The organism is Tritonibacter horizontis (assembly GCF_001518015.1).
GTDB lineage: Bacteria > Pseudomonadota > Alphaproteobacteria > Rhodobacterales > Rhodobacteraceae > Epibacterium > Epibacterium horizontis.
Genome location: NZ_LPUY01000077.1, coordinates 1 through 21,039, shown reverse-complemented (window position 1 = coordinate 21,039; position 21,039 = coordinate 1). Strand labels below are relative to the sequence as shown.

Annotated in this window: 23 protein-coding genes; 17 read left to right on the top strand and 6 right to left on the bottom strand. The window is 63.4% G+C overall.

Going from position 1 to position 21,039, the window contains the following annotated elements:
* Positions 1-23 precede the first annotated feature (23 nt).
* The 17 genes from TRIHO_RS14270 to TRIHO_RS14190 all read left to right on the top strand — a co-directional run bounded on the left by TRIHO_RS14270 (position 24) and on the right by TRIHO_RS14190 (position 16,683).
* A complete protein-coding gene (locus TRIHO_RS14270) occupies positions 24-704 on the top strand; it encodes an orotate phosphoribosyltransferase (protein ID WP_068245011.1) in 681 nt (226 codons plus the stop codon).
* Positions 705-956: 252 nt separating this feature from the next.
* Positions 957-2,474 (top strand): replicative DNA helicase, encoded by a 1,518-nt coding sequence (locus TRIHO_RS14265; protein WP_068245010.1) that lies wholly within the window; start codon positions 957-959, stop codon positions 2,472-2,474.
* A gap of 340 nt (positions 2,475-2,814) precedes the next feature.
* A complete protein-coding gene (alr, locus tag TRIHO_RS14260) occupies positions 2,815-3,852 on the top strand; it encodes an alanine racemase (RefSeq protein WP_068245008.1) in 1,038 nt (345 codons plus the stop codon).
* Complete coding sequence (locus tag TRIHO_RS14255; RefSeq protein ID WP_068245005.1) at positions 3,849-4,631, top strand: MlaE family ABC transporter permease; 783 nt, start codon at positions 3,849-3,851, stop codon at positions 4,629-4,631. Before alr ends, TRIHO_RS14255 begins: the two co-directional genes overlap by 4 nt.
* Before the next feature lie 8 nt (positions 4,632-4,639).
* Positions 4,640-5,398 carry an ABC transporter ATP-binding protein gene (locus TRIHO_RS14250; RefSeq protein WP_068245002.1) on the top strand — a complete coding sequence of 253 codons (759 nt, stop codon included), beginning with the start codon at positions 4,640-4,642 and terminating at the stop codon, positions 5,396-5,398.
* The gene (locus TRIHO_RS14245; protein WP_068244999.1) at positions 5,395-5,769 is read left to right on the top strand and encodes a hypothetical protein; all 375 of its coding nucleotides are present in this window, start codon (positions 5,395-5,397) and stop codon (positions 5,767-5,769) included. Before TRIHO_RS14250 ends, TRIHO_RS14245 begins: the two co-directional genes overlap by 4 nt.
* A gap of 2 nt (positions 5,770-5,771) precedes the next feature.
* Positions 5,772-6,239, top strand: coding sequence for a paraquat-inducible protein A (locus TRIHO_RS14240; RefSeq protein ID WP_068244995.1), 468 nt, complete (start codon positions 5,772-5,774; stop codon positions 6,237-6,239).
* Positions 6,240-6,508: 269 nt separating this feature from the next.
* Positions 6,509-7,885, top strand: a complete 1,377-nt coding sequence (radA, locus tag TRIHO_RS14235; protein WP_068244992.1) for a DNA repair protein RadA — start codon at positions 6,509-6,511, stop codon at positions 7,883-7,885.
* Positions 7,886-7,926: 41 nt separating this feature from the next.
* Positions 7,927-8,481: a CvpA family protein gene (locus TRIHO_RS14230; protein WP_068244989.1), complete on the top strand. Its 555-nt coding sequence runs from the start codon at positions 7,927-7,929 to the stop codon at positions 8,479-8,481.
* A 395-nt stretch (positions 8,482-8,876) separates the two neighbouring features.
* The gene (locus TRIHO_RS14225; protein WP_068244987.1) at positions 8,877-9,605 is read left to right on the top strand and encodes a Hint domain-containing protein; all 729 of its coding nucleotides are present in this window, start codon (positions 8,877-8,879) and stop codon (positions 9,603-9,605) included.
* 661 nt (positions 9,606-10,266) lie between these two features.
* Positions 10,267-11,787: an amidophosphoribosyltransferase gene (gene purF / locus TRIHO_RS14220; RefSeq protein WP_068244986.1), complete on the top strand. Its 1,521-nt coding sequence runs from the start codon at positions 10,267-10,269 to the stop codon at positions 11,785-11,787.
* Between the two features lie 194 nt (positions 11,788-11,981).
* Positions 11,982-12,545 carry a DUF2199 domain-containing protein gene (locus TRIHO_RS14215; RefSeq protein ID WP_082705147.1) on the top strand — a complete coding sequence of 188 codons (564 nt, stop codon included), beginning with the start codon at positions 11,982-11,984 and terminating at the stop codon, positions 12,543-12,545.
* A gap of 31 nt (positions 12,546-12,576) precedes the next feature.
* Positions 12,577-12,831 carry a hypothetical protein gene (locus tag TRIHO_RS14210; RefSeq protein WP_068244983.1) on the top strand — a complete coding sequence of 85 codons (255 nt, stop codon included), beginning with the start codon at positions 12,577-12,579 and terminating at the stop codon, positions 12,829-12,831.
* Positions 12,832-12,924: 93 nt separating this feature from the next.
* Entirely contained in the window at positions 12,925-13,572 is a 648-nt protein-coding gene (locus TRIHO_RS14205; RefSeq protein ID WP_068244978.1) for an SDR family NAD(P)-dependent oxidoreductase, read from the top strand.
* A 301-nt stretch (positions 13,573-13,873) separates the two neighbouring features.
* Positions 13,874-14,656 carry a 5'/3'-nucleotidase SurE gene (surE, locus tag TRIHO_RS14200; RefSeq protein WP_068244976.1) on the top strand — a complete coding sequence of 261 codons (783 nt, stop codon included), beginning with the start codon at positions 13,874-13,876 and terminating at the stop codon, positions 14,654-14,656.
* Positions 14,653-15,300: a protein-L-isoaspartate(D-aspartate) O-methyltransferase gene (locus TRIHO_RS14195; protein ID WP_068244974.1), complete on the top strand. Its 648-nt coding sequence runs from the start codon at positions 14,653-14,655 to the stop codon at positions 15,298-15,300. Before surE ends, TRIHO_RS14195 begins: the two co-directional genes overlap by 4 nt.
* Before the next feature lie 123 nt (positions 15,301-15,423).
* Positions 15,424-16,683 (top strand): peptidoglycan DD-metalloendopeptidase family protein, encoded by a 1,260-nt coding sequence (locus tag TRIHO_RS14190; RefSeq protein ID WP_082705146.1) that lies wholly within the window; start codon positions 15,424-15,426, stop codon positions 16,681-16,683.
* Between the two features lie 419 nt (positions 16,684-17,102).
* Here the strand turns inward: TRIHO_RS14190 and TRIHO_RS14185 are convergent, their stop codons facing one another.
* From TRIHO_RS14185 to TRIHO_RS23930, 6 genes are all read right to left on the bottom strand, one after another.
* Positions 17,103-17,945: an ATP-binding protein gene (locus TRIHO_RS14185; RefSeq protein WP_068244972.1), complete on the bottom strand. Its 843-nt coding sequence runs from the start codon at positions 17,943-17,945 to the stop codon at positions 17,103-17,105.
* Between the two features lie 201 nt (positions 17,946-18,146).
* On the bottom strand, positions 18,147-19,034 hold the full coding sequence (gene tatC / locus TRIHO_RS14180; RefSeq protein WP_068244970.1) for a twin-arginine translocase subunit TatC: 888 nt from the start codon (positions 19,032-19,034) through the stop codon (positions 18,147-18,149).
* Positions 19,031-19,516, bottom strand: coding sequence for a Sec-independent protein translocase protein TatB (gene tatB / locus TRIHO_RS14175; RefSeq protein ID WP_068244969.1), 486 nt, complete (start codon positions 19,514-19,516; stop codon positions 19,031-19,033). The genes tatC and tatB overlap by 4 nt, the downstream gene beginning before the upstream one ends.
* A gap of 7 nt (positions 19,517-19,523) precedes the next feature.
* Positions 19,524-19,742, bottom strand: coding sequence for a twin-arginine translocase TatA/TatE family subunit (locus TRIHO_RS14170; RefSeq protein ID WP_068244968.1), 219 nt, complete (start codon positions 19,740-19,742; stop codon positions 19,524-19,526).
* 346 nt (positions 19,743-20,088) lie between these two features.
* Complete coding sequence (locus tag TRIHO_RS14165; RefSeq protein WP_068244966.1) at positions 20,089-20,460, bottom strand: hypothetical protein; 372 nt, start codon at positions 20,458-20,460, stop codon at positions 20,089-20,091.
* On the bottom strand, positions 20,457-21,039 hold a 583-nt coding region (locus tag TRIHO_RS23930), incomplete at its 5' end, for a hypothetical protein (protein ID WP_165595918.1). The genes TRIHO_RS14165 and TRIHO_RS23930, both read right to left, overlap by 4 nt.

Here is a 21,039-nt window from a genome sequence, read left to right as displayed (position 1 = left end):
GAACCATAAGGACGCGGCTGCTCATGATCCCCTCCTCCTATCCCACCGCCGAAGAAATCGCCCGCCTCTCTGCCCGTATGTTGCTGGAAATCGGGGCCGTGAACTTCAACACCGACACGCCCTTCACACTGGCGTCGGGCCTGCCCTCGCCCAGCTACATCGACTGCCGCAAACTGATTTCCTATCCGCGCATCCGCTCCACGCTGATGGATTTCATGGCCGTCACCGTGATGCGCAACGCCGGTCTTGAGGCCTTTGACAACATCGCCGGGGGTGAGACGGCTGGTATTCCGTTCGCCGCATTGGTCGCCGAACGTCTGGCGCTGCCAATGACCTATGTGCGCAAAAAACCCAAAGGTTACGGCAAGAACGCCCGCATCGAAGGTGTCATGCGCGACGGGGACCGGGTGCTGCTGGTCGAAGACCTGACCACCGATGGCGGCTCCAAGCTGTCCTTTGTTGATGCGATCCGCGAAACCGGCGCCACCTGCGGCCATACGGCGGTGATTTTCTACTACGACATCTTCCCGGACACGCTCAAGACGCTGGCCGACCACGGGGTGGAATTGCATCACCTCTGCACCTGGTGGGATGTTCTGGCCGAGGCCCGCGCCCAGCAGGCCTTTAGCGCCGAAACCCTTGATGAGGTAGAGAATTTTCTGCGTGATCCGCGCGCATGGCAAGCCGCCAACGCCAAGAGCTGAGGGTAAATTCCTCCCCAGGCAGACCGTCACCTGTGGAAAAGCCAGGACCGAATCGGACCTGACCGCCCCAGATGGAGTAGGTGGCGCCAAAGCGATCCACAGGATCTAGCGACACCTCACGCCCGCCTCGGGACGAGCCCGAATTGCCCACACCCGGGTCAGCAGTTATCCTCGATCCATCCACAGGGATTTCCAGATGGCATTCAGGGTGCGACTTGGCGTAGGTATCAGGCCTAACGAAAGAGAGCAGAGATGAACGAGATCACCCCTTTTGACGGCGATCCAAACCCGCCTGCCCAGACCGCGACCGGTGGGCAGCCCGGGGATTTGCAGGCCTCCGAATTGCCCCACTCGGTGGAGGCAGAACAGCAGCTTCTGGGGGCAATTCTCACCAACAACGATGTCTATGACAAAGTTGCCTCGATCATCAACGTGTCGCATTTCTATGACCCGGTGCACGCCCGCATCTACGAAGTGGCAGCGGCGCGGATCTCGAAAAATGCGCTGGCCTCGCCGGTGACGCTCAAGGCCTTCATGGAAGATGACCTGGGCCTGCGAGAGCTGGGCGGCCCCGCCTATCTGGCAAAACTCGCCTCGGCGTCGATCTCTGCCTTTGCTGTGCGCGACTACGCCCAGATGATCTATGACCTGGCGATCCGGCGCGAGCTGATCGCCCTTGGCCATACGATTGCCGACAAGGCCCGCCGGGTCGATGTGGCGTCCGAACCCAAGGAACAGATCGTCGAGGCGGAACAGCAGCTTTATTCGCTGGCCGAACAGGGGCAGACCGAACAGGGGTTCAAATCCTTCCTGCGCGCCGTCACCGAGGCGGTCAATGTCACCAACGAAGCCTATCAGCGCGGCGGCGGCATGGCCGGGATTTCCACCGGTCTGGATGATCTCGACAAACAGCTCGGCGGGCTGCACCCCTCCGACCTGCTGATCCTCGCCGGACGCCCGTCGATGGGTAAGACCTCGCTGGCCACCAACATCGCCTTCAACGTTGCCAAGGCCTATAAACGCGGGCTGAAACCCGATGGTACCGAAGGGGCCATTGACGGCGGCGTCGTCGGGTTCTTCTCGCTGGAGATGTCGGCCGAACAGCTGGCCGGACGTATTCTGGCCGAGGCGTCGGAAATCTCCAGCCACAAGATCCGCCAGGGCGACATGACCGAAGAAGAGTTCCGCCGCTTTGTACAGGCCGCCAAGGATCTGGAAAGCTGCCCGCTGTTCATCGACGACACCCCTGCCATCCCGATCTCGCAGCTGGCCGCCCGCGCCCGCCGCCTGAAACGGACCCATGGGCTTGACCTTCTGGTGATCGACTACCTGCAGCTCTGCCGCGGCATGGCCGAAAACCGGGTCAACGAAATTGCCGAAATCTCGATGGGGATGAAAGCGATTGCCAAGGAGTTGAACATCCCCGTTGTCGCCCTGTCGCAGCTGTCGCGTCAGGTGGAAAGCCGCGAAGACAAACGCCCGCAGCTCTCGGATCTCCGGGAATCCGGCTCCATCGAACAGGACGCCGACGTTGTGATGTTCGTGTTCCGCGAGGAATACTACAAGGAACGGGAAAAACCCGGCGATCACGAGCTGGACAAGATGGAAGAGTGGAAACAGGCGATGGAGCGCCTGCATGCCAAGGCCGAGGTCATCGTCGGCAAACAGCGTCACGGCCCGATTGGCACGATCGAGCTGTCGTTCGAGGCCCAGTTCACCCGCTTTGGAAATCTGGCAAAGTCCTGGCAGCAACAGCCCGACGGCTACTAGGCCCGGCGCCTCGTCCTGCCCCTGCAAACCGCCCGACGCCCAGGGGTGGGGGCCGGCCGGGGCGGGCTCCCGCCCATGGAATTTGCATTAAAATGCAATCTCCACAGTTGGGCCGGGCGCCGCTGGCGCGGCGGGCGCGTCCCCTCTGGCCTGCGCGGCTAGAAGAGCGCGCGGCAAGGGCGATGCCCCGGCGCGCCGACGCAGCAATGGCGACAGCCCGCGCGCATTTATGACGCCGCCCGCCCGCCTACGGCGTCAAAGATCCGCAGCCCATCGCTCAAACCGAAACCGACAGCGGTTTCCCACTTGACCCTCGCGCCTTCCATGTCATGAACAACCCATGAGTACGGCACGTTTGAAAATCAACCTGGATGCGCTTGCGATCAACTGGCGCAATCTGGATGCCAAGACCGGCTGCGAGACCGCTGCCGTGGTCAAGGCCAATGGCTATGGGCTTGATGCCGGCCGCGTCGGCAAGGCGCTGGCCCAGGCAGGCGCACGCAATTTCTTTGTCGCGATAGCCGAAGAAGGCATCGCTCTGCGACGCAGCATCGGCCCTGGACCCGGCATTTCGGTGTTCTCCGGTCATATGGAGGGCGACGCGAAACTGCTGCGCGACTTTCAACTGACCCCGATGCTCAATTCGCTCGACCAGATGCTGCGCCACTTCGAGAGCTTACCGGGCCACCCCTTTGGCGTTCAGCTCGACAGCGGCATGAACCGGCTTGGCATGGAGGCGGCGGAATGGATGGCGGTGCGCGACATCGCCCTGGACCAGAACCCTGTCCTGCTGATGTCGCATCTCGCCTGCGCCGACGAGCCGAGCCACGGCATGAACCCCTATCAGCTCCGGAATTTCATCGAGATGACCGAGGGGTTGAACCTGCCCCGCTCTCTCGCGGCGACCGGTGGATTGCTCCTCGGGCGCGACTATCATTTCGACCTCTGCCGCCCTGGGATCGGCCTCTATGGCGGCGCGCCTTTTGATGGCGCCCTGCCGGTGGTCGAACTGGAAGTGCCGGTGATCCAGACCCGCGACCTCTCGCCCGGTGAAAGCGTCGGCTACGGCAATACCTGGATCGCCCAGCGCGACACCCGCATCGCCACCCTCGCAGCCGGATATGCCGACGGTCTCCACCGCGCCTTTCAGCGTCAGGGCATCATGGCCTATGCCGAAGGCACCCCCTGCCCGGTGGTCGGCCGGATCTCCATGGATCTGATCACCGTCGATGTGACCGACCTGCCAGAGGTTCCGGCCATGCTCTCCCTGATGAACGAGGCGCAGACGGTCGACATGCTGGCCAACGCTGCAGGCACCATCGGCTACGAGGTGCTGACCTCGCTTGGAAACCGCTACGCACGGACCTATAGCGCATGACCCCGGTTTCTGTTCTTGGCGCCATCGGCCAGGCCGCTCTCGGGCGGCTCGCCGCCCTCGGGCGGATCACACGTTTTGCCGCCTCGACCTTCAGCCATATGGCCCGGCCGCCCTTCTACCCGCGTGAATTCGCCGTAGCCCTGCTGCAGATCGGCTGGCTCTCCTTGCCGGTGGTGGCGCTGACGGCGATTTTTACCGGCGGCGCGCTGGCGTTGCAGATCTATGCGGGCGGTGCGCGTTTCAATGCCGAGGCCGTGGTGCCCCAGATCGTCGCCATCGGCATGGTGCGTGAACTTGGCCCCGTATTGGTTGGGCTGATGATCGCAGCCCGCGTCACCTCTTCGATTGCCGCCGAAATCGCAACGATGAAAGTGACAGAGCAGATCGACGCGCTGGTCACGCTCTCCACCAACCCGATGAAATACCTCGTCGCGCCCCGCGTGCTGGCCGCCCTGCTGACGGTGCCGGTGCTGGTCGGCGTCGGCGACATCATCGGAATTCTTGGTGGCTATGTGGTCGCGACCGAGACGTTGGATTTCAACGCCGCCGCCTATCTCAAGAACACCGTCAACTTTCTCGAACCACGCGATATCATCTCCAGCCTCGTCAAGGGCGCCGCCTTCGGCACCATCGCCGCCCTGATGGGCTGCTACTTCGGTATGCAATCAGGCCGGGGCGCCCAGGGCGTGGGACAGGCCACCAAAAGCTCGGTCGAGGCCGCCGCCATTCTGATCCTCGCGGCAAACTTCGCGCTCACAGGGGTGTTTTTCTCGCTATGACCCACCCGATGATCGAGATGTCCGACGTCCACAAGACCTTTGGCAGCAATGCCGTTCTGCGCGGGATCGACCTGACCATCGCCCGTGGCACCTCCATGGTGATCATCGGCGGCTCCGGCACCGGTAAATCCGTGATGCTGAAATCCGTCCTCGGACTGATCCCGCAGGACAGCGGCCGCATCGCCGTTGACGGCAAAAGCGTTGGCAGCGGGACCGGCAGCGCGGAACGCGACGCCTTTCTGGCGCGGTTCGGCATGCTGTTTCAGGGCGGCGCGCTGTTTGACTCCCTGCCGGTCTGGCAGAACGTCGCCTTCCGTCTGCTGCGCGGCAGCCTCGCCCGCCCCCGCGATGAGGCCCGCGACATCGCGATTGAGAAACTGCGCCGCGTCGGGCTCAAGCCGGACGTCGCTGACCGCCTTCCCGCCGAGTTGTCCGGCGGCATGCAAAAACGCGTCGGCCTGGCCCGCGCCATCGCGGCCGAACCGGAAATCATCTTTTTTGACGAGCCCACAACCGGGCTGGACCCGATCATGGCCGGGGTCATCAACGACCTGATCCGTGAAATCGTGGTTGAAATGGGCGCCACCGCCATGACCATCACCCACGACATGACCTCGGTGCGCGCCATTGCCGACAATGTCGCCATGCTCCACGGCGGCAAGATCCGCTGGACGGGTCCCGTGGCCGAGATGGACCACTCGGGCGACCCTTATGTGGAGCAATTCATCTCCGGCAGCGCAGAGGGGCCGATCGAGGCGGTCCGGTGAGTAGCATCGTCAATTATGATCTGCTCGTCACGCTCGTAACCTCTGCGCTCCTCCTACTTCCAGTTACAGCGTGCATCGCCCTCATCCATAAATGGCGATCCGGCCTTAGAGACCACAAGCTTGCCGCTGGCATCATCCTCTCTGTCACGTGGTTTCTCCTGAGCAGTGCAACATATGCTTTTCCCGGTGGTTTGGGGCTTTCTCAATTCGCTTTGCCCGCACAAATAATGCTGTACATAGGGATCGCTGGAGATTGGATCTTCTATGTATTCAAGACGCGATTTTCATTTTGGCGCACGGACGCCGTCGTCTTGCTGAACGTGCTCGTATTGATCGCTTCTGCGAGTGCCGTAGCGAGTTATGGCGAATAAGCATGACCGTGCTGCCCCTCCTCCGCCTCGCCACCCTCTCACTCCTGATCCTCTACCCCGTCGCCTGGTCCGCACCGCTGATGCGCGCCGGATTGTTGCCGATCTTCGGCTTGTCGGAAATTTCCGTCGTCACCGGCCTCAGCAGCCTTTGGCAAAGCGACATCGCACTGGCGCTGATCGTCACCATATTTGCCATCGTTGCGCCTTATCTCAAAACCATTGCCCTGCTGCTGGTGCAGTTTCACCAGCTCGGCGCCCACGCCCTGCCCGCGCTCAATGTCCTGAGTAAACTCGCCATGGCCGATGTCTTCCTGATTGCGCTCTATATCACACTGGCCAAGGGCATCGGCTACGCCACGATCCAGACCGCCTGGGGGCTCTATCTGTTCACCGCCTGCATCCTCGCCTCTGGCCTTCTGTCCCATCTGACCGAACGCCAGATCCACCGCGAGTCGACGGCGGGTCAATGACGGCCCAGCGGGCCGCCGCGCCCCGCGCGGTCGCAGATCATTGACGCGACGGCGACTCGCACCCAGACTGGCTCTGGCGCGTTCAGGGCAGACCTGCCCCTGAACCGCTTCTCAGCACGTCTTCTTACTGCGCCGCGCCAGCGGCGCCCGGCCCAAACGGGTGGCGATCCTTTTCAAAGGATCGGCCGACCGGCGGGAGCGTGCGCCGCGCGCATAAATGCGGCGCCAACGGACTTGAACAAACCGGAAACATCTGCCACAGATCCAGGATGGCAAAATCACCGGCAAAAACCTCCTTCTCCTGTTCCGCCTGCGGCGCCTCCTTTACAAAGTGGTCCGGCCGCTGCGACGGATGCGGCGACTGGAACACCATTTCCGAGGACAAGGGCCTGACCTCCGCCGGTCCGGCCAAGAAATCCCTGGGGGCAATGCGCGGCAAACGCGTGCCCCTGACCGACCTCGCCACCCAGGAAACCCCGCCTCCCCGCACGCTTTGTGGTGTCGCCGAACTCGACCGGGTACTTGGCGGCGGTCTGGTCGAGGCCTCGGCCATTCTGGTCGGCGGCGATCCGGGCATCGGCAAATCAACCCTTCTGTTGCAGGCCGCCGCGCAATTCGCCAATGCGGGGCTGAAAACAATCTATGTCTCCGGCGAGGAAGCCTCGGCCCAGGTCCGCATGCGGGCGCAGCGGCTGGGGCTGGAACAGGCGCCGGTGAAACTCGCTGCCGAAACCAACCTGCGGGATATCCTGACCACGCTGGAGGCGGAAAAACCACAGCTTGCCATCATCGACTCGATCCAGACCATGTGGGCCGACAATGTCGACAGCGCGCCGGGCTCCGTCAGCCAGGTGCGCGCCGCCGCGCATGAGCTGACCACCTTTGCCAAGACCAATGGCGTTTCCATCATCATGGTCGGCCATGTCACCAAGGACGGCCAGATCGCCGGCCCCCGCGTGGTCGAACATATGGTCGACACCGTGCTCTATTTCGAGGGAGAGCGCGGCCATCAGTTCCGCATTCTGCGCGCGGTCAAGAACCGCTTTGGCCCGGCGGACGAGATCGGCGTTTTTGAAATGACCGGCGCTGGCCTGGCCCAGGTGCTCAACCCCTCGGCGCTGTTCCTGTCCGAACGCGGCCAGCCCTCCCCCGGCTCTGTCGTTTTTGCCGGCATCGAAGGCACCCGCCCGGTGCTGGTAGAGATGCAGGCGCTGGTTGCCCCCTCGCCGCATTCTCAGCCGCGCCGCGCCGTCGTTGGCTGGGACAGCTCGCGTCTGGCGATGATCCTCGCCGTGCTTGAGGCGCGCTGCGGCATCCCCTTTGCCGGGCTGGACGTCTATCTCAATGTGGCGGGCGGCATGAAAATCTCGGAACCCGCCGCCGACCTCGCAGTGGCCGCCGCCCTGCTCAGCGCCCGCGAAGACACCTGCCTGCCGCCAGACACGGTGATTTTTGGCGAAATATCTCTGTCCAGCGCCCTTCGGCCCGCCCCGCAGACCGAAAACCGGTTGAAAGAAGCGCAAAAACTTGGTTTCACGTCAGCGATCGCTCCGAGTGGCGGCAAATCCGTTTCCGTCTCCGGCCTGACCCTGCGCCCGGCCTCCGACCTCACAGGATTTGTTGGCGAATATTTCGGAGCCGGCTAAAAGGCCACTAACGGATATTTTGCGGGCAACAGGCGAGGCACATGGAAGGTTTCACCATTATCGACGGCGCGGTTGCGCTTGTCATCGTAGTTTCGGCACTTCTCGCCTATGCACGCGGCTTTGTGCGCGAGATCATGGCCATCATTGGCTGGATCGCGGCCGGCATTCTGTCCTATATGTTCGCGCCAAAGGCCGAACCGCTGATGGCAGAGATCCCGGTGATCGGCGATTTCATCGCGGACAGCTGCGAACTCTCGCTGATCGCGGCCTTCTTCGCCGTCTTTGCGGTGGCGCTGATTGTCGTGTCCTTTTTCACCCCGCTGCTGGCCGGGCTGGTGCAACGCTCCGCACTTGGCGGGATCGACCAGGGCGCGGGCTTTTTCTTCGGCGTGCTGCGCGGGATCCTGCTCGTGGTGATCGGGTTCTTTGTCTACAATGTCGTCATGACCGGCCAAAGTTTCACGATGGTGGACGAAAGCCGCTCTGCCGCGGTGTTCAACCGGGTGATCGGCAAGGTCGAAGAACGCAACCCGGAGCAGGCTCTGGGCTGGGTCACGCAGAAGTACGAAGATCTGATTTCCTCCTGCGAAGGTTGACCCCTTCTCAGCCTGAGGCCTCAAAGGCGCCCGGTCTCGGGCGCCTTTTGTTTTGGCACCATGTCGAAACTTGGCGCCTTTGAACAACACACAGAGTTATCCACAGAGGCTTCTTTCGTGTTAACAGGCGCGGCGCTTCATTAACCATTTGTTAATAATAAAGAATCGATTCTAAACACCGTAAACCTACCGCAAGCACCTTTCGATTTCCTTAAGAAAGGGTTAATTACCCCCAGCCAGGCCGTTAACCTTTGGATAGATAAGTGTTTTTCCAGCCTCAAACCCGCGAAGGTGCGGAAAGCGTCCCAAGCTTGCCCCATTTTCGGCCCAATTCGAGGGCCAATTGGGATCAACGAAGGCAAAAGCCTCGGTGCTCTCAGAAGGGACAAGATAACATGCTGCTGGATCACACCACCGCGTTTACAGATTATCAGCCGGTTGACCTGCTTCTGGACCTGCGTTCGGACAGCGCTCAGACATCAACCGCGTCCCGCGCCCGCCCCCAACAGGGCGGTGTGCTGCCCGGCACCCTCATCGAGACACCACAGGGGTTCAAACAGGCCCGCGCCCTGCGCCCCGGCGATCAGGTTCAGACCTTTGATGGCGGCCTGCGCGAGGTCTTCAACATCCGTCACTGCGTGCCGCGCCTCACGGCGATGGTGCATGTTCCGGCCGGCGCACTCGGCAATGATGCGGCGCTGGACCTGCCCTCCGACGCGGTTGTCGCGCTTGAGGGTGGCATCGCCCTCGACCTCTTTGACCTGCCGGTGGTGTCCGTCAAACTGGTGGCGCTTGTCGGCTACCACGGGATCACCACCGCCCTGCCCCAGCGGCTCGCCCGGATCTACATCGAATGCGAAGAGGAAGAACTGCTCTGGGCCGAAGGCGGTCTGCTGCTCAAGGCCAGCGAAACCGGCGCGGATGATTTCTATGATGTTCTGTCGCTGACAGACACCCGTCAGATCGTCGCGGCCGCCCGTCAGGACCAGATCGAAAAAGACGCCGATCTTGGCACCGATCTGGCGCCCACCGGCGAAGGGGACGAAGACATCTTTGATTTCTCCCTGTGCCCGGCGCCGAAATTTGACCCCCTCGACCTGCTGTTCGGCCGCTACGCCGCCTGATCCCCGATCTGATCACGGATCGCAGGGACCTGCCCGGCGCCGCTGATCGCCAGCCGATCGCCGCCGATTGCGACATGGGGGACCCCGCGCTCCCGTGCCAGCATCCGCCGCCCCGTCTGTCCGCACGGGGTCGCCGACCACGCTCTTTTATGCAGCCCCAAGACAATTGACGCTCCTTTTCGTGGCGTGGCCCATGGCGCGCATGAAAATCCGCGCGATATCCGGGCCAGCATTGTGATCCTTTGATGACATTGCCGGCCAGAGCGCCTATGTGAGGGCCGTCCCTGTTCGACCGGATTCGGAGCTGACGCCCCTGTGTTGACCCAACACCACGCCGACCTGAGCCGCCCGTCCCTGGCTGCTGGATCTGCCCCTGCGGCAAGTCTCGCTCGCCCTGCACCCGTCGGCGGCGCATCTGGGGCCGCGACCGGCACTCTCCGCCCCGCCGCTGCCCCCTCTTGCAGACCACGCCTGACCCTGCGCCACCTGACTCTGCGCCATGTGGCGCGGCCTCCGGGTCATGGCCCGGCTTCGCCGCTTTCGAACACACAGCTCTTCATGGATCCTGCCTTCGGCCCTCATCGCCGGGGGACGGGTCCTGCCTCTCTCGCTGCAGCCTCGCCGCTGTAAGCCAACACGACAGAAATATTGGAGCCACGCCATGTGCGGTATCTTGGGCATCGCAAGCAGAACCGAACAAGTGTTTGCGGAACTCTATGACGGCCTGTTGATGCTACAGCATCGCGGCCAGGACGCGTCAGGCATCGTCACCTATGGCGATGGCTTCTTCCACGAACGCAAGGCCAACGGTCTGGTCAAGGACGTCTTCAACGCCCGGGATGCCGATACGTTGATCGGCCGCATCGGCATGGGCCATGTGCGCTATCCCACCGCCGGATCGCTGGCCGCCTCCGAGGCGCAGCCGTTCTTTGTCAACGCGCCCTACGGTATCTATCTGGTACACAACGGCAATATCACCAATACCGCTGAACAGCGCGCCAAGGTCACCGGGAAATACAGCCGCCACCTGCGGACAAATTCCGATTCCGAAATCCTGCTGAACGTGCTTGCGGACAAGGTCGCCGACGCGATCAAGGTCAATGGCAATACCGATCCGATCCGCAACATCTTGGCCGGCGTCAAGATGACGATGGAGCGGGTGCAGGGCGCCTATTCCGTGATCTGCCTGATTGCCGGCGTCGGCATGCTGGCCTTCCGCGACCCCCACGGCATTCGGCCCCTCTCTGTGGCACAGCGCAAGGCCGAGGGCGACGGGAACGACTACGCCTTTGCCTCCGAAGATGTGGCTTTTGGCATCAACGGGTTTGAAAAGCTGCGTGATTTGAAACCGGGCGAGGCCATCCTTGTCGATCTTGAGGGCAACCTGCACGAGTTTCAGGCGGTCGAAGGCAAGCTGACCCCCTGCATTTTTGAATATGTCTATCTGGCGCGGCCGGATTCCATGCTCGACGGGATATCTGTCTATAAGACGCAATTGCGCATGGGCGAGGCCCTGGCGAAACAGATTGCCGCCTCCGGGCTGGACATCGACGCGGTCATTCCGGTGCCCGACAGCGCCCGTCCGGTGGCACTCGAGGTTTCCAACGCCACCGGCATCCGCTACCGCGAGGCGCTGGTCAAAAACCGTTATGTCGGTCGCACCTTTATCATGCCTGGTCAGGCGGAGCGTCAGAAATCTGTCCGCCGCAAACTGAACGCCATTCCGCTGGAGATGAAGGACCGCAATATCCTGCTGATCGACGACAGCATCGTGCGCGGCAATACGATCAAGAAAATCGTGCAGATGTGCCGCGAGGCCGGCGCCAAGAAGGTCTATATCGCCTCCGCCTCACCGCCGGTGAAATACCCCAATGTCTATGGCATCGACATGCCCACCAAACACGAGCTGATCGCCAATGGCCTCAGCCTCGAAGAGATTCGCCAGGAACTGGGGGCCGACGCCCTGTTCTATCAGAAACTCGAAGACCTGGTCTGGGCCGCCAAGGAAGGCAATGCCGAGATCGAGAGCTTTGACTGTTCCTGTTTTGACGGCAAATACATCACCGGCAGCGTCAGCGCCGACTACCTCAACTCCCTGGAAAACAGCAGCCGCGTCAGCAAGAAAATCAAGGACATGCCAAATGCCGGCGGGTCGTGGAACGGGGCGACGCTGGCCTCCTGATCGCGCCCGGCATCGGGCGACGGCACGTCCGGCATCGCACGATGGCAGCTCTGTGCCGGTCCTGCTGTCACCATCTTGCCCGGTGATTGCACTTCTCCGCCAACAGGCGTAAGGGAGCGCGGACGCATACCAAATGGCGCTGACCCCGACCGGTCAGCGCCTTTCTCTATTTTGATTTCGAAAGGGGCGCCTTCTTGGACGCGCATCTTGCCCGCATGCTGAGTTCATCGCGTCAGTGCCGCTGTTGCGGTGCGACCTTCTCTCAGCTCCTGAGCCTCTCCTGCGACCGGCCCGACATCTGTCCGCCGGACCTGCCGGTGCAGGACAACACGGCGGTTTTTGCCACCGACGGCGATGTGCTGACCGAGGATTTCTGCCGCTTTGGCACCCTGCGGTTCCTGCGCGCCGTGCTGGCGGTGCCGCTGGCCGACACCGGCGGCGAGGAATTCATCCTCGGCACCTGGGCCGGGGTCAGCGAAGAGGTCTTCGACGAATATCTTGACCTCTTTGACATGCGCGAAATCGAAACCATGGGCAGCCGCCCTGCCTGGCTGTCCAACCAGATCCCGCCCGACAGCGGAGGCCCCTTGGCCTGTATGTTGCATATGCGTCCCGAGGGCGAATATCCGGAACTGCAGATCTCCGAAGTGAACCACGAACTGGCCCGGATGCAGGAACTCGGCGTCGATCTCGAACAGCTCCTGGCGATGTTGCATGCCTATGGCCACGACCTCGCCTCGCTGGTCTACGACGCCTGACCCGACCACAGCAAAAGAGACCGCCACCCGCATGGCCAATCCGCAAACCACCACCGGCCGCATCGCCACGCAAAAGAACGCCCTGCCCGGCCGGGGCCTGGCCCTGATCGGCCTCTTCGGCCCCCAGGACGCGCTGCAGGGCCTGGTGCGCTTCCCCTCCGGCCAGATCCGCACCGTCCGCGCCGGAGAACGCCTGTCGATCGGCCGCATCGTCGGCATTGATGCCAAGGGGCTGCTGGTCGATCAGCGCGGCACCCTCGCGCGCCTGCCCATCCTCGCCAACTGAGCCGCCCCGCCCCGGGGCGACCGATTGCCCCATCTCGCTCACCGCTGCGGCCAGGGCTTGACCCCGGCGCAGCCGCACCGCATGTAGACGCCCATGACCGACAGACTCGCCCTTATCACCGGGGCCTCGCGGGGCCTTGGCGCCGCCTTGGCCGAGGCGCTTGCGCCAACCCACCATATCGTAGCCGTCGCCCGCACCACCGGTGCGCTCGAAGAGCTCGACGATCGCATCCGCGCCCTCGGCGGTGCCGCGACGCTGGCCCCGATGGACATCACAGTCCCCGAGGCCATGGCAACCCTGTGTCGCGGCCTGTTTGACCGCTGGGGCAAATTGGACCTCTGGATCCACACCGCCATCCACGCCGCTCCGCTCAGCCCGGCCCATCATGTGGCGGCCAAGGACTGGACAAAATCGGTCGCGATCAATGCCACGGCACCGTCGCTGTTGATCCCCTATGTCGCCCCCCTGCTCGGCCAGACCGGCACCGCCGTCTTTTTTGATGACCCGCGCGGTGGCGACAAATTCTTCGGCGCTTACGGCGCCACCAAGGCCGCCCAGCTGGCCCTGGTGCGCAGCTGGCAACAAGAAACCCTGCGCACCGGTCCCCAGGTGCGTCTGCTCTCGCCACCACCGATGCCAACCGCCCTGCGCGCCCGGTTTTTTCCGGGCGAGGATCGCGCGGCTCTGACCTCATCGGCCGAGGCCGCTGCGGCCCTACTGCCGCAGATCCTCGCCAGCTAGCGCCCCACCCACGCGGGGCCTTCCCCTGGCCTGCGGCTTCATCTTTTTGAAAATACCTCGGGGTTCGGGGCAGCGCCCCGACCAGCCCCGGATCCATAGGACAGCTTGGGGTTTGATCGCCCGGCCCCGCCGTCCACCGCGACCGGTCGGGCGATTTGGTCACACCCACCGGGGGCCGCCCGCACGGTTGCGGGCAAAATCCTTGCCCTGTCGCCCGCCGCCCCCTAGACAGGACCAAAACCGGCAGGCTGTTGAAAACGACACCAAACAGCCAAGGTCTGCAGCACAGCAAGGGATCCGTATGCGCATTCTGGTCACCAACGACGATGGCATAAGCGCTCCCGGCCTGACCGTGCTCGAAGAGATCGCCGCCACCCTTGCCGGCCCGGATGGGGAGGTCTGGACCGTGGCGCCCGCTTTTGAACAATCCGGCGTCGGCCATTGCATCAGCTATACCCACCCTTCGATGATCACCGAACTCGGCCCGCGCCGCTTTGCCACCGAAGGCTCGCCAGCCGACTGCGTGCTGGCCGGGCTGCATGTGGTGTTGCAGGACCGCCGCCCGGATCTGGTCCTCTCCGGCGTCAACCGAGGCAACAATTCCGCCGAGAACGCGCTCTATTCCGGCACCCTGGGGGGCGCCATGGAGGGCGCACTGCAGGGGCTGCCAGCCATGGCCCTGTCGCAATACTACGGCCCCGGCAACCGCGCGATCGACGATCCTTTCGCCGCCGCCCGCGTCCATGGTGCGGCAGTTGTGCAAAAACTGCTGGCAGCCAAACCGGAGAACCGGCAGGACTACGGGCTGTTTTACAACATCAACTTCCCGCCGGTCGCCGATACAGAGGTCAAAGGGATCCGGGTGACCCGACAGGGCTACCGGCAGGGCACGCGGTTTTCGGCCCAGCAACAGCTGTCCCCGAACGGACGCCGCTACGTCTGGATCCAGGGCGGTGATCAACAGGTGGCGACGGCCGACGAGACCGATGCAAAGGCCAATCTCGATGGCTATATCTCAGTCACGCCCATGCGCGCGGATCTGACCGCCTATGATGCGCTGGAGGCCCTCAAGGCAATCGAATGACCACGCCTGATGCGGAAACCAAGATGCAATTTCTCTTTGCCCTGCGGTCGCGGGGGGTGACCGACACTGCTGTGCTCGAAGCGATGGAATCCGTGGATCGCGGCCTGTTCCTGCGCGGCATTTTCGCTGACCGCGCCTATGAGGACGTGCCGCTGCCGATTGCCTGCGGTCAGACCATTTCGCAACCTTCGGTGGTGGGGCTGATGACCCAGGCGCTGCAGGTCTCCCCGCGTGACACGGTGCTCGAAATCGGCACCGGCTCGGGCTATCAGGCTGCTATTCTGGCGAAACTGGCCCGCCGGGTCTATACGATCGAACGCTACAACAGGCTGGTGCATGAGGCGCGCAAGGTGTTTCAGACCCTGCGCCTGCCCAATATCACCTCGCTGGTCGGCGACGGCAGCCACGGGCTGCCCGACCAGGCGCCGTTTGATCGAATCATCGTGACAGCCGCCGCCGAGGACCCCCCCGGCCCGCTCCTGGCACAGCTCAAGGTTGGCGGCATCATGGTGGTGCCCGTCGGTCAGTCCGATGCCGTGCAAACCCTCATTCGCGTGCGCAAGACAGAATTCGGCCTCGAATATGACGAATTGCGCCCCGTGCGCTTTGTTCCGCTGCTGGAAGGGCTTGGAAAAGACACCTGAGCTGTCCTATGCCAAAGGGAGCTGCCATTCGCCGGTCCGGTTGTCTGTCACCGCGCCCCGTTGCCGGCCGCTGCCGTCCAAGTCTCCGTCTGACAGGAGACACCATTCGAGGAGAGCAAAGACATGACCCGCCCCCGCAAGGTCCTTCGCCCCGCCGGTTTCCGGCCCACTCGCCCCCTTGGCCTCGCCCTCCGCCGCAAAGGGACCTGTCTGGTTCCCCTTGTGCTGCTGGCGGCGGCCTGTACTGCGCCGCTGGACTATGACCTGCGGGGCCAGATCGGCGCCTTCAACACCACCACTGCCGCCCAGGATGCAACCGAGATCCGACCAACGCCGGATAGCCGCGGATTGATCACCTATCCGTCGTATCAGGTCGCCGTCGCCCAGCGCGGTGACACGGTCGCGGATCTGGCAACCCGGATCGGCCTGCCCTCGGTCGAGGTGGCCAAGTTCAACGGGGTGCAGACCGACGATGTCCTGCGCAAGGGCGAGGTGCTGGTCCTGCCACGCCGTGCGCCAGAAGCATCAGTGCGCGGCGGCAGCACAAATCCCGGCGGTGTCGATATCGCCTCGCTGGCCGGCAGCGCCATCGACAGCGCCCCCGCCACCTCGCCCAACCCCGGCTCCGTGACCACCACCACCTTGCAGAAAACCCCGGCCAAGCCGGTGCCGACGCAGGTCCAGCCCGGCCCGGAACCGGTCCGCCACAAGGTCACCCGCGGCGAGACCGCCTATACGATTGCCCGCCTCTATCAGATCTCGGTCAAATCCCTCTCCGACTGGAACGGCCTCGACAGCGATTTCTCGGTGCGCGAAGGGCAGTACCTGCTGATCCCGCTCAAGGATCAGAACGCGCCAGCCGCCCCCGTAGAGACAGAGGTCGCCGTCGCCCCGCCCGGAGCCGGCAGCAGCACTCCAACGCCCCCCAGCGCCGCCCGGCCGCTGCCGGACGAGGACGTGACACCGGCCGCCGAATCCCAGGCCGAGCCCGCGCCAACGGTCGAGGTCCAGGCCCCGTCGCGCGCCTCGCAAAGCGCGATGGCCTATCCGGTGAATGGCAAGATCATCCGCACCTACTCCAAGGGCAAGAACGACGGCATCGACATCTCCGCCGCGCCGGGCAGCGCGGTCAAGGCCGCCGAGGCGGGCACGATTGCCGCAATCACGGCGGATTCCAACAAGATCCCGATCATCGTCGTGCGCCATGACCGCAACCTGCTGTCGGTCTACGCCAATGTCGATGCCATCAAGGTTTCCAAAGGCGACCGCGTCAATCGCGGCCAATCCATCGCACAGCTGCGCGCCTCCCCGGAAGAGGCCTATGTCCATTTCGAGGTGCGCGACGGTTTTGACAGCGTCGACCCGCTGCCCTACCTGCAATAACCCCTCAGGCGGAATGCAACCCGCGCCGGACCGACAGGTCCGGCGCCCGGCCCAACGGGTGCGGCCCGCCCGCCGGAGGGGCGCACCGGGCGGGAGCACCCCGCCGATTGTCGCGACAGACCAGCCTCCGAAGGCCGTTGCGCCGCAGGGCGGAAAACCCAGATCTATGCGTTCGCCGATCCGGCAACGGGCAGAAAAAGTATCAGCCTTTCTGTCCCAATGTTTCGCGTGCGAAACAATAGGTCAGCAGGGTTGACCTAGCTGCGACCCTTCCCGCAGTCGCGCTCGCTTCTCCGTCGCAGCGCGCCGCAAAGGGGGAGGCTCCCGCCCGTCTGCGCCGCCGCTGGCGCGACGTCCCATCCCGTTGGGCCGGGCGCCGGACGCCCCTGCGGGGCCTCCGGCGCGGGACCGGGGGCCGTTCAGCGCAGAACAACCCCGTGCCGGCCTGCCAGGTCGGTAAAGAACTGCCAGGCCACCCGACCGGAGCGCGCGCCCCGTGTGGCCTGCCATTCGATCGCCTCGGCGCGCAACGTTTCGGGGTCCACCACGACCCCATGCGCCGCACAATACCCCTCGATCATCGCCAGATAGGCGTCCTGATCGCAAGGATGAAACCCGAGCCAGAGGCCAAAGCGGTCGGACAGGGAGACCTTTTCCTCGACTGCTTCGGACGGGTTGATCGCCGAGGACCGCTCGTTCTCGATCATGTCCCGCGGCATCAGGTGGCGGCGATTGGAGGTGGCGTAGAAGACCACGTTTTCAGGCCGCCCCTCGATGCCGCCATCCAGCACCGCCTTGAGGCTCTTGTAATGCTGGTCATCATGACTGAACGACAGATCGTCGCAGAACAGGATGAACCGGTACGGCGCGCCGCGCAGGTGCTGCAGCAGCCGCGCCACGGAGGGCAGGTCCTCGCGTTGCAGTTCCACCAGCTTCAGATCCGGATAGGACGGCGTCAGCGCCCCGTGGATCGCCTTGACCAGCGAGGATTTACCCATGCCCCGCGCGCCCCAGAGCAGCGCATTGTTGGCCGCCTGTCCGGCGGCAAAACGGCGGGTGTTCTCCAGCAATGTGTCGCGCGACCGGTTGATGCCGACCAGCAGATCCAGCGCCACCCGATTGATCTCCGGCACCGGTTCCAGCCGATCCGGGGACACATGCCAGACAAACCCCGAAGCGGCAGCAAATTCCGGCGTCGACAGCGGTGCGGGCGCGATCCGCTCCAACGCTTCGGCGATCCGTTTGAGCATGTCCTGATCCATCCAGCTATCCTCCGTCTGTGTTTGCGCGACGACAAACCATGTTCGCAAAGCCACGGCAACCCCGTGTTGTCGCGCAGGTGGCGTCCATGGCGCCGGTTGGCGCGTGGCAGGGCCAGCGCCGAATGTCGGCAGCCCAAACGCAGGAAGGCGCCCCCGCAGGCGCGCCTTCCGATCTCGTGTCACGCCTGGGGGACGCGGGGCCTATTCGCCGTCGACCTCATCGTCGTAGTAGCCATCGGCCCGCAGCTGCGCCTCGCGTTTCTTTTCGACCCGTGCGACCAGGAAGATCGAAATCTCATATAGCCCGTAGACCACCGTGAACAGGATCAGCTGGGTGACCACATCCGGCGGGGTCACAACCGCCGCCAGCATCAGGATCGCCACCACCGCGTATTTGCGCATCCCCGCCAGACCCGCAGCACTGACCAGACCGGCCTTGCCCATCAGGGTCAGCAGCACCGGCAGCTGGAAGCACAGGCCAAAGGCCATGATGAACTTCAGCGTGATATCGAGGCTCTCGTTGACCTTGCCAAAGAAGGTGATTTTCACCCCTTCGCTGGTTTCCGGCACCAAGGCCACTTCGGCGGGGATCTCTGCGTTGGTGCGCGACAGCAGATCGGCAAAGATCGAGCTGACATCGGCAAAGCCCAGGAAGAACTTCATCGCCAGCGGTGTCACCACAAATTGCGCAAAGGAGGCGCCCAGCAGGAACATGAAGGGCGAGGCAATCAGGAAGGGGAGAAAAGCACCCTTTTCGCTCTTGTAGAGCCCCGGTGCCACAAACCGCCATAGCTGCAAGCCAATCACCGGAAAGGACAGCGCAAAGCCAAACACCATGGAAATGCGGAACAGCGTGAACAGATACTCCTGCGGCGAGGTATATTGCAGCGTCGGCGACGGGTCGCCCAGATCGCGCAGGGTCGCCTCGATCGGGCTGACCAGAAACTGCAGGATCGGCTCCGCCACCGTAAAGGCCAGGATGATGCCCACGGCAAAGGCTGCCACCGCGCGGATCAGACGGGTGCGCAGCTCTGCCAGATGCTCGATCAGCGGGGCCGTGGAATCGTCGATGTCTTCGGTCTGGCTCATGCCTTGGTCTCACTGTCAGAAGCGGGCGCGTCCTTTGGGGCAGACAGCGCCGCTTCGGCCTCTTCCGCCTTGGCCATGGCCTCGGCAGCTTCCTTGGCCTTGCGTTCCGCAGCCGCCCGTGCGGTGGCGGCCTGAATTTTCTTGGCGCTTTCCGCACGATCCGCGGCCAGTTTCCCGGTTTCGCTGTCAGCGTCGAATTTCGTCGGGTCGATGGAGCTTGTCAGGTCTCGGGTCGCATCCTTCAGACCGTCCATCGCCGATCCCAGGGGATTCGTCGCGGTCTTGAAGCTTTTCTTGATGTCGCTGACGCCCGCGTCCTCGGCCGCGTCATTCATCGCGCGACTGAATTCACGCGCCATCCCGCGCGCCTTGCCCACGAACCGGCCCACGTTGCGAAACAACACAGGCAGATCCTTGGGGCCGACGACGATCAGGGCGACAACGCCGATGACCAGAAGCTCGGTCCAGCCAAGATCCAGCATCTAAATCTTACGCCTTGTCTTTTTCAGCGTCAGCCGGGGTCACGTCGCGGGCATCGGCTGCGGCATCTTCTTCCAGTTCCTTGCTGCCTTCGCTGATGCCTTTTTTGAAGGAGGTGATGCCTTTGCCGACTTCACCCATCAGCGACGAAATCTTGCCGCGACCAAAGAGAACAAGAACCACGACGGCGATCAGGAGAATGCCGGGAAGGCCGATATTGTTGAGCATGGGTAGCTGCCTTTCTGTTCGCCCGCCAGCGCCGGAGGCTGCGGGCCGATCTGTGTGTTTTCCTGCATCGAGTGTTACGGGCTGACGCGCCGGGCGCAAAGTCTCCGCGGTCGGTTCCGGGGGGCTTGATCCTGGGAAAAGAGGGAAATTTCGAAGGCGCCGCATTCAACTGACAGGTTTGTGTCAGTTGCACTCGGGTAGAACAGCGTCAGTGCAACCCTCATTGAACAGGATCAACAGAAATGACGAACAGAGTGGTTGTAGCGTGACAGACTTTCTTACAGTGATTTACAGACTTTTTTACAGCAACGCGGTTTTAGGATGATGCGGGATTTAAAGGGGCGTTTCAGTCGCCTTTGATCCTGTGCAGATTGGCCTGCGCGATCAGGGCATCAAACTGCCCACGCGCCTCCGGGCTGTCAGCGGGACGCGACACGGCCGACAGATGATCGGCAACCGCCTGCCAGTCGCCCACGACCAGCCCCTCCGGCCAATCCACCCCCGCCGGGAGCGCGGGCGCGGACGCAACGGCAGCGACAAACAGGGCGGTTTCCACCGTCGAGCCGCCCAGGTGCGTGGCAGGCTCTTCACCGGTAGACGACAGCCGCGTCCTGAAGTTGTCGCCGTCGCGCCCCAGTGCATTTGCAGCGCGGTTGCAGGCGGCAGCATGTTCAGCCGCAACGTAGAAGTCGAACCTGTAGACATGTTTCGTGGTCATAGCGCCCGCCCCTGTTTTACTCCAAACCAAGTGGTCACATCGGCCAGCGCCGCGCCCGTCAACGCCGCGTCAAAGATCGCGAAGGCGTGCATGCGCATGCCGCAGGGATTGGTCGCGGCGCGGTTGGCGGCGACGCGCAGGGTCTGGTCCGGGTGCAGGGCGGTTGTGTATTCTGCGAGCTGATCGACCACGGTGCCGTCGATGATCATCGCAGCGGTACCGGCATCGAGATCGAGCCGGATCGCCTCGACAAAATCAACGCCAAGCCGGTCCACGACATCATTCAGGAAGCCCGACAGCCCCATGCCGGAGGAATTCGCCCGGCCATAGAACTTGCCCGCGCCCCCGGCCTCCACCTGATAGTCCCGCGACACCGCGTCAAAGGACCAGAGGCTTTCGTTGACACCGGTGGCTTCCAACGGGCGCGCGGCCATGACAGCCGTGTGATTGGGCGTCCCGGTGATTGCCACTTCCAGATAGTCGTCGACCCGGTCAAACTCCAGCCAGCGCAGCCCGCCGGAGGCGCGATAGACCGGCCTTGCGGCATCGGATTGCGCCACCAGGTGGTTGCCGTTGCCG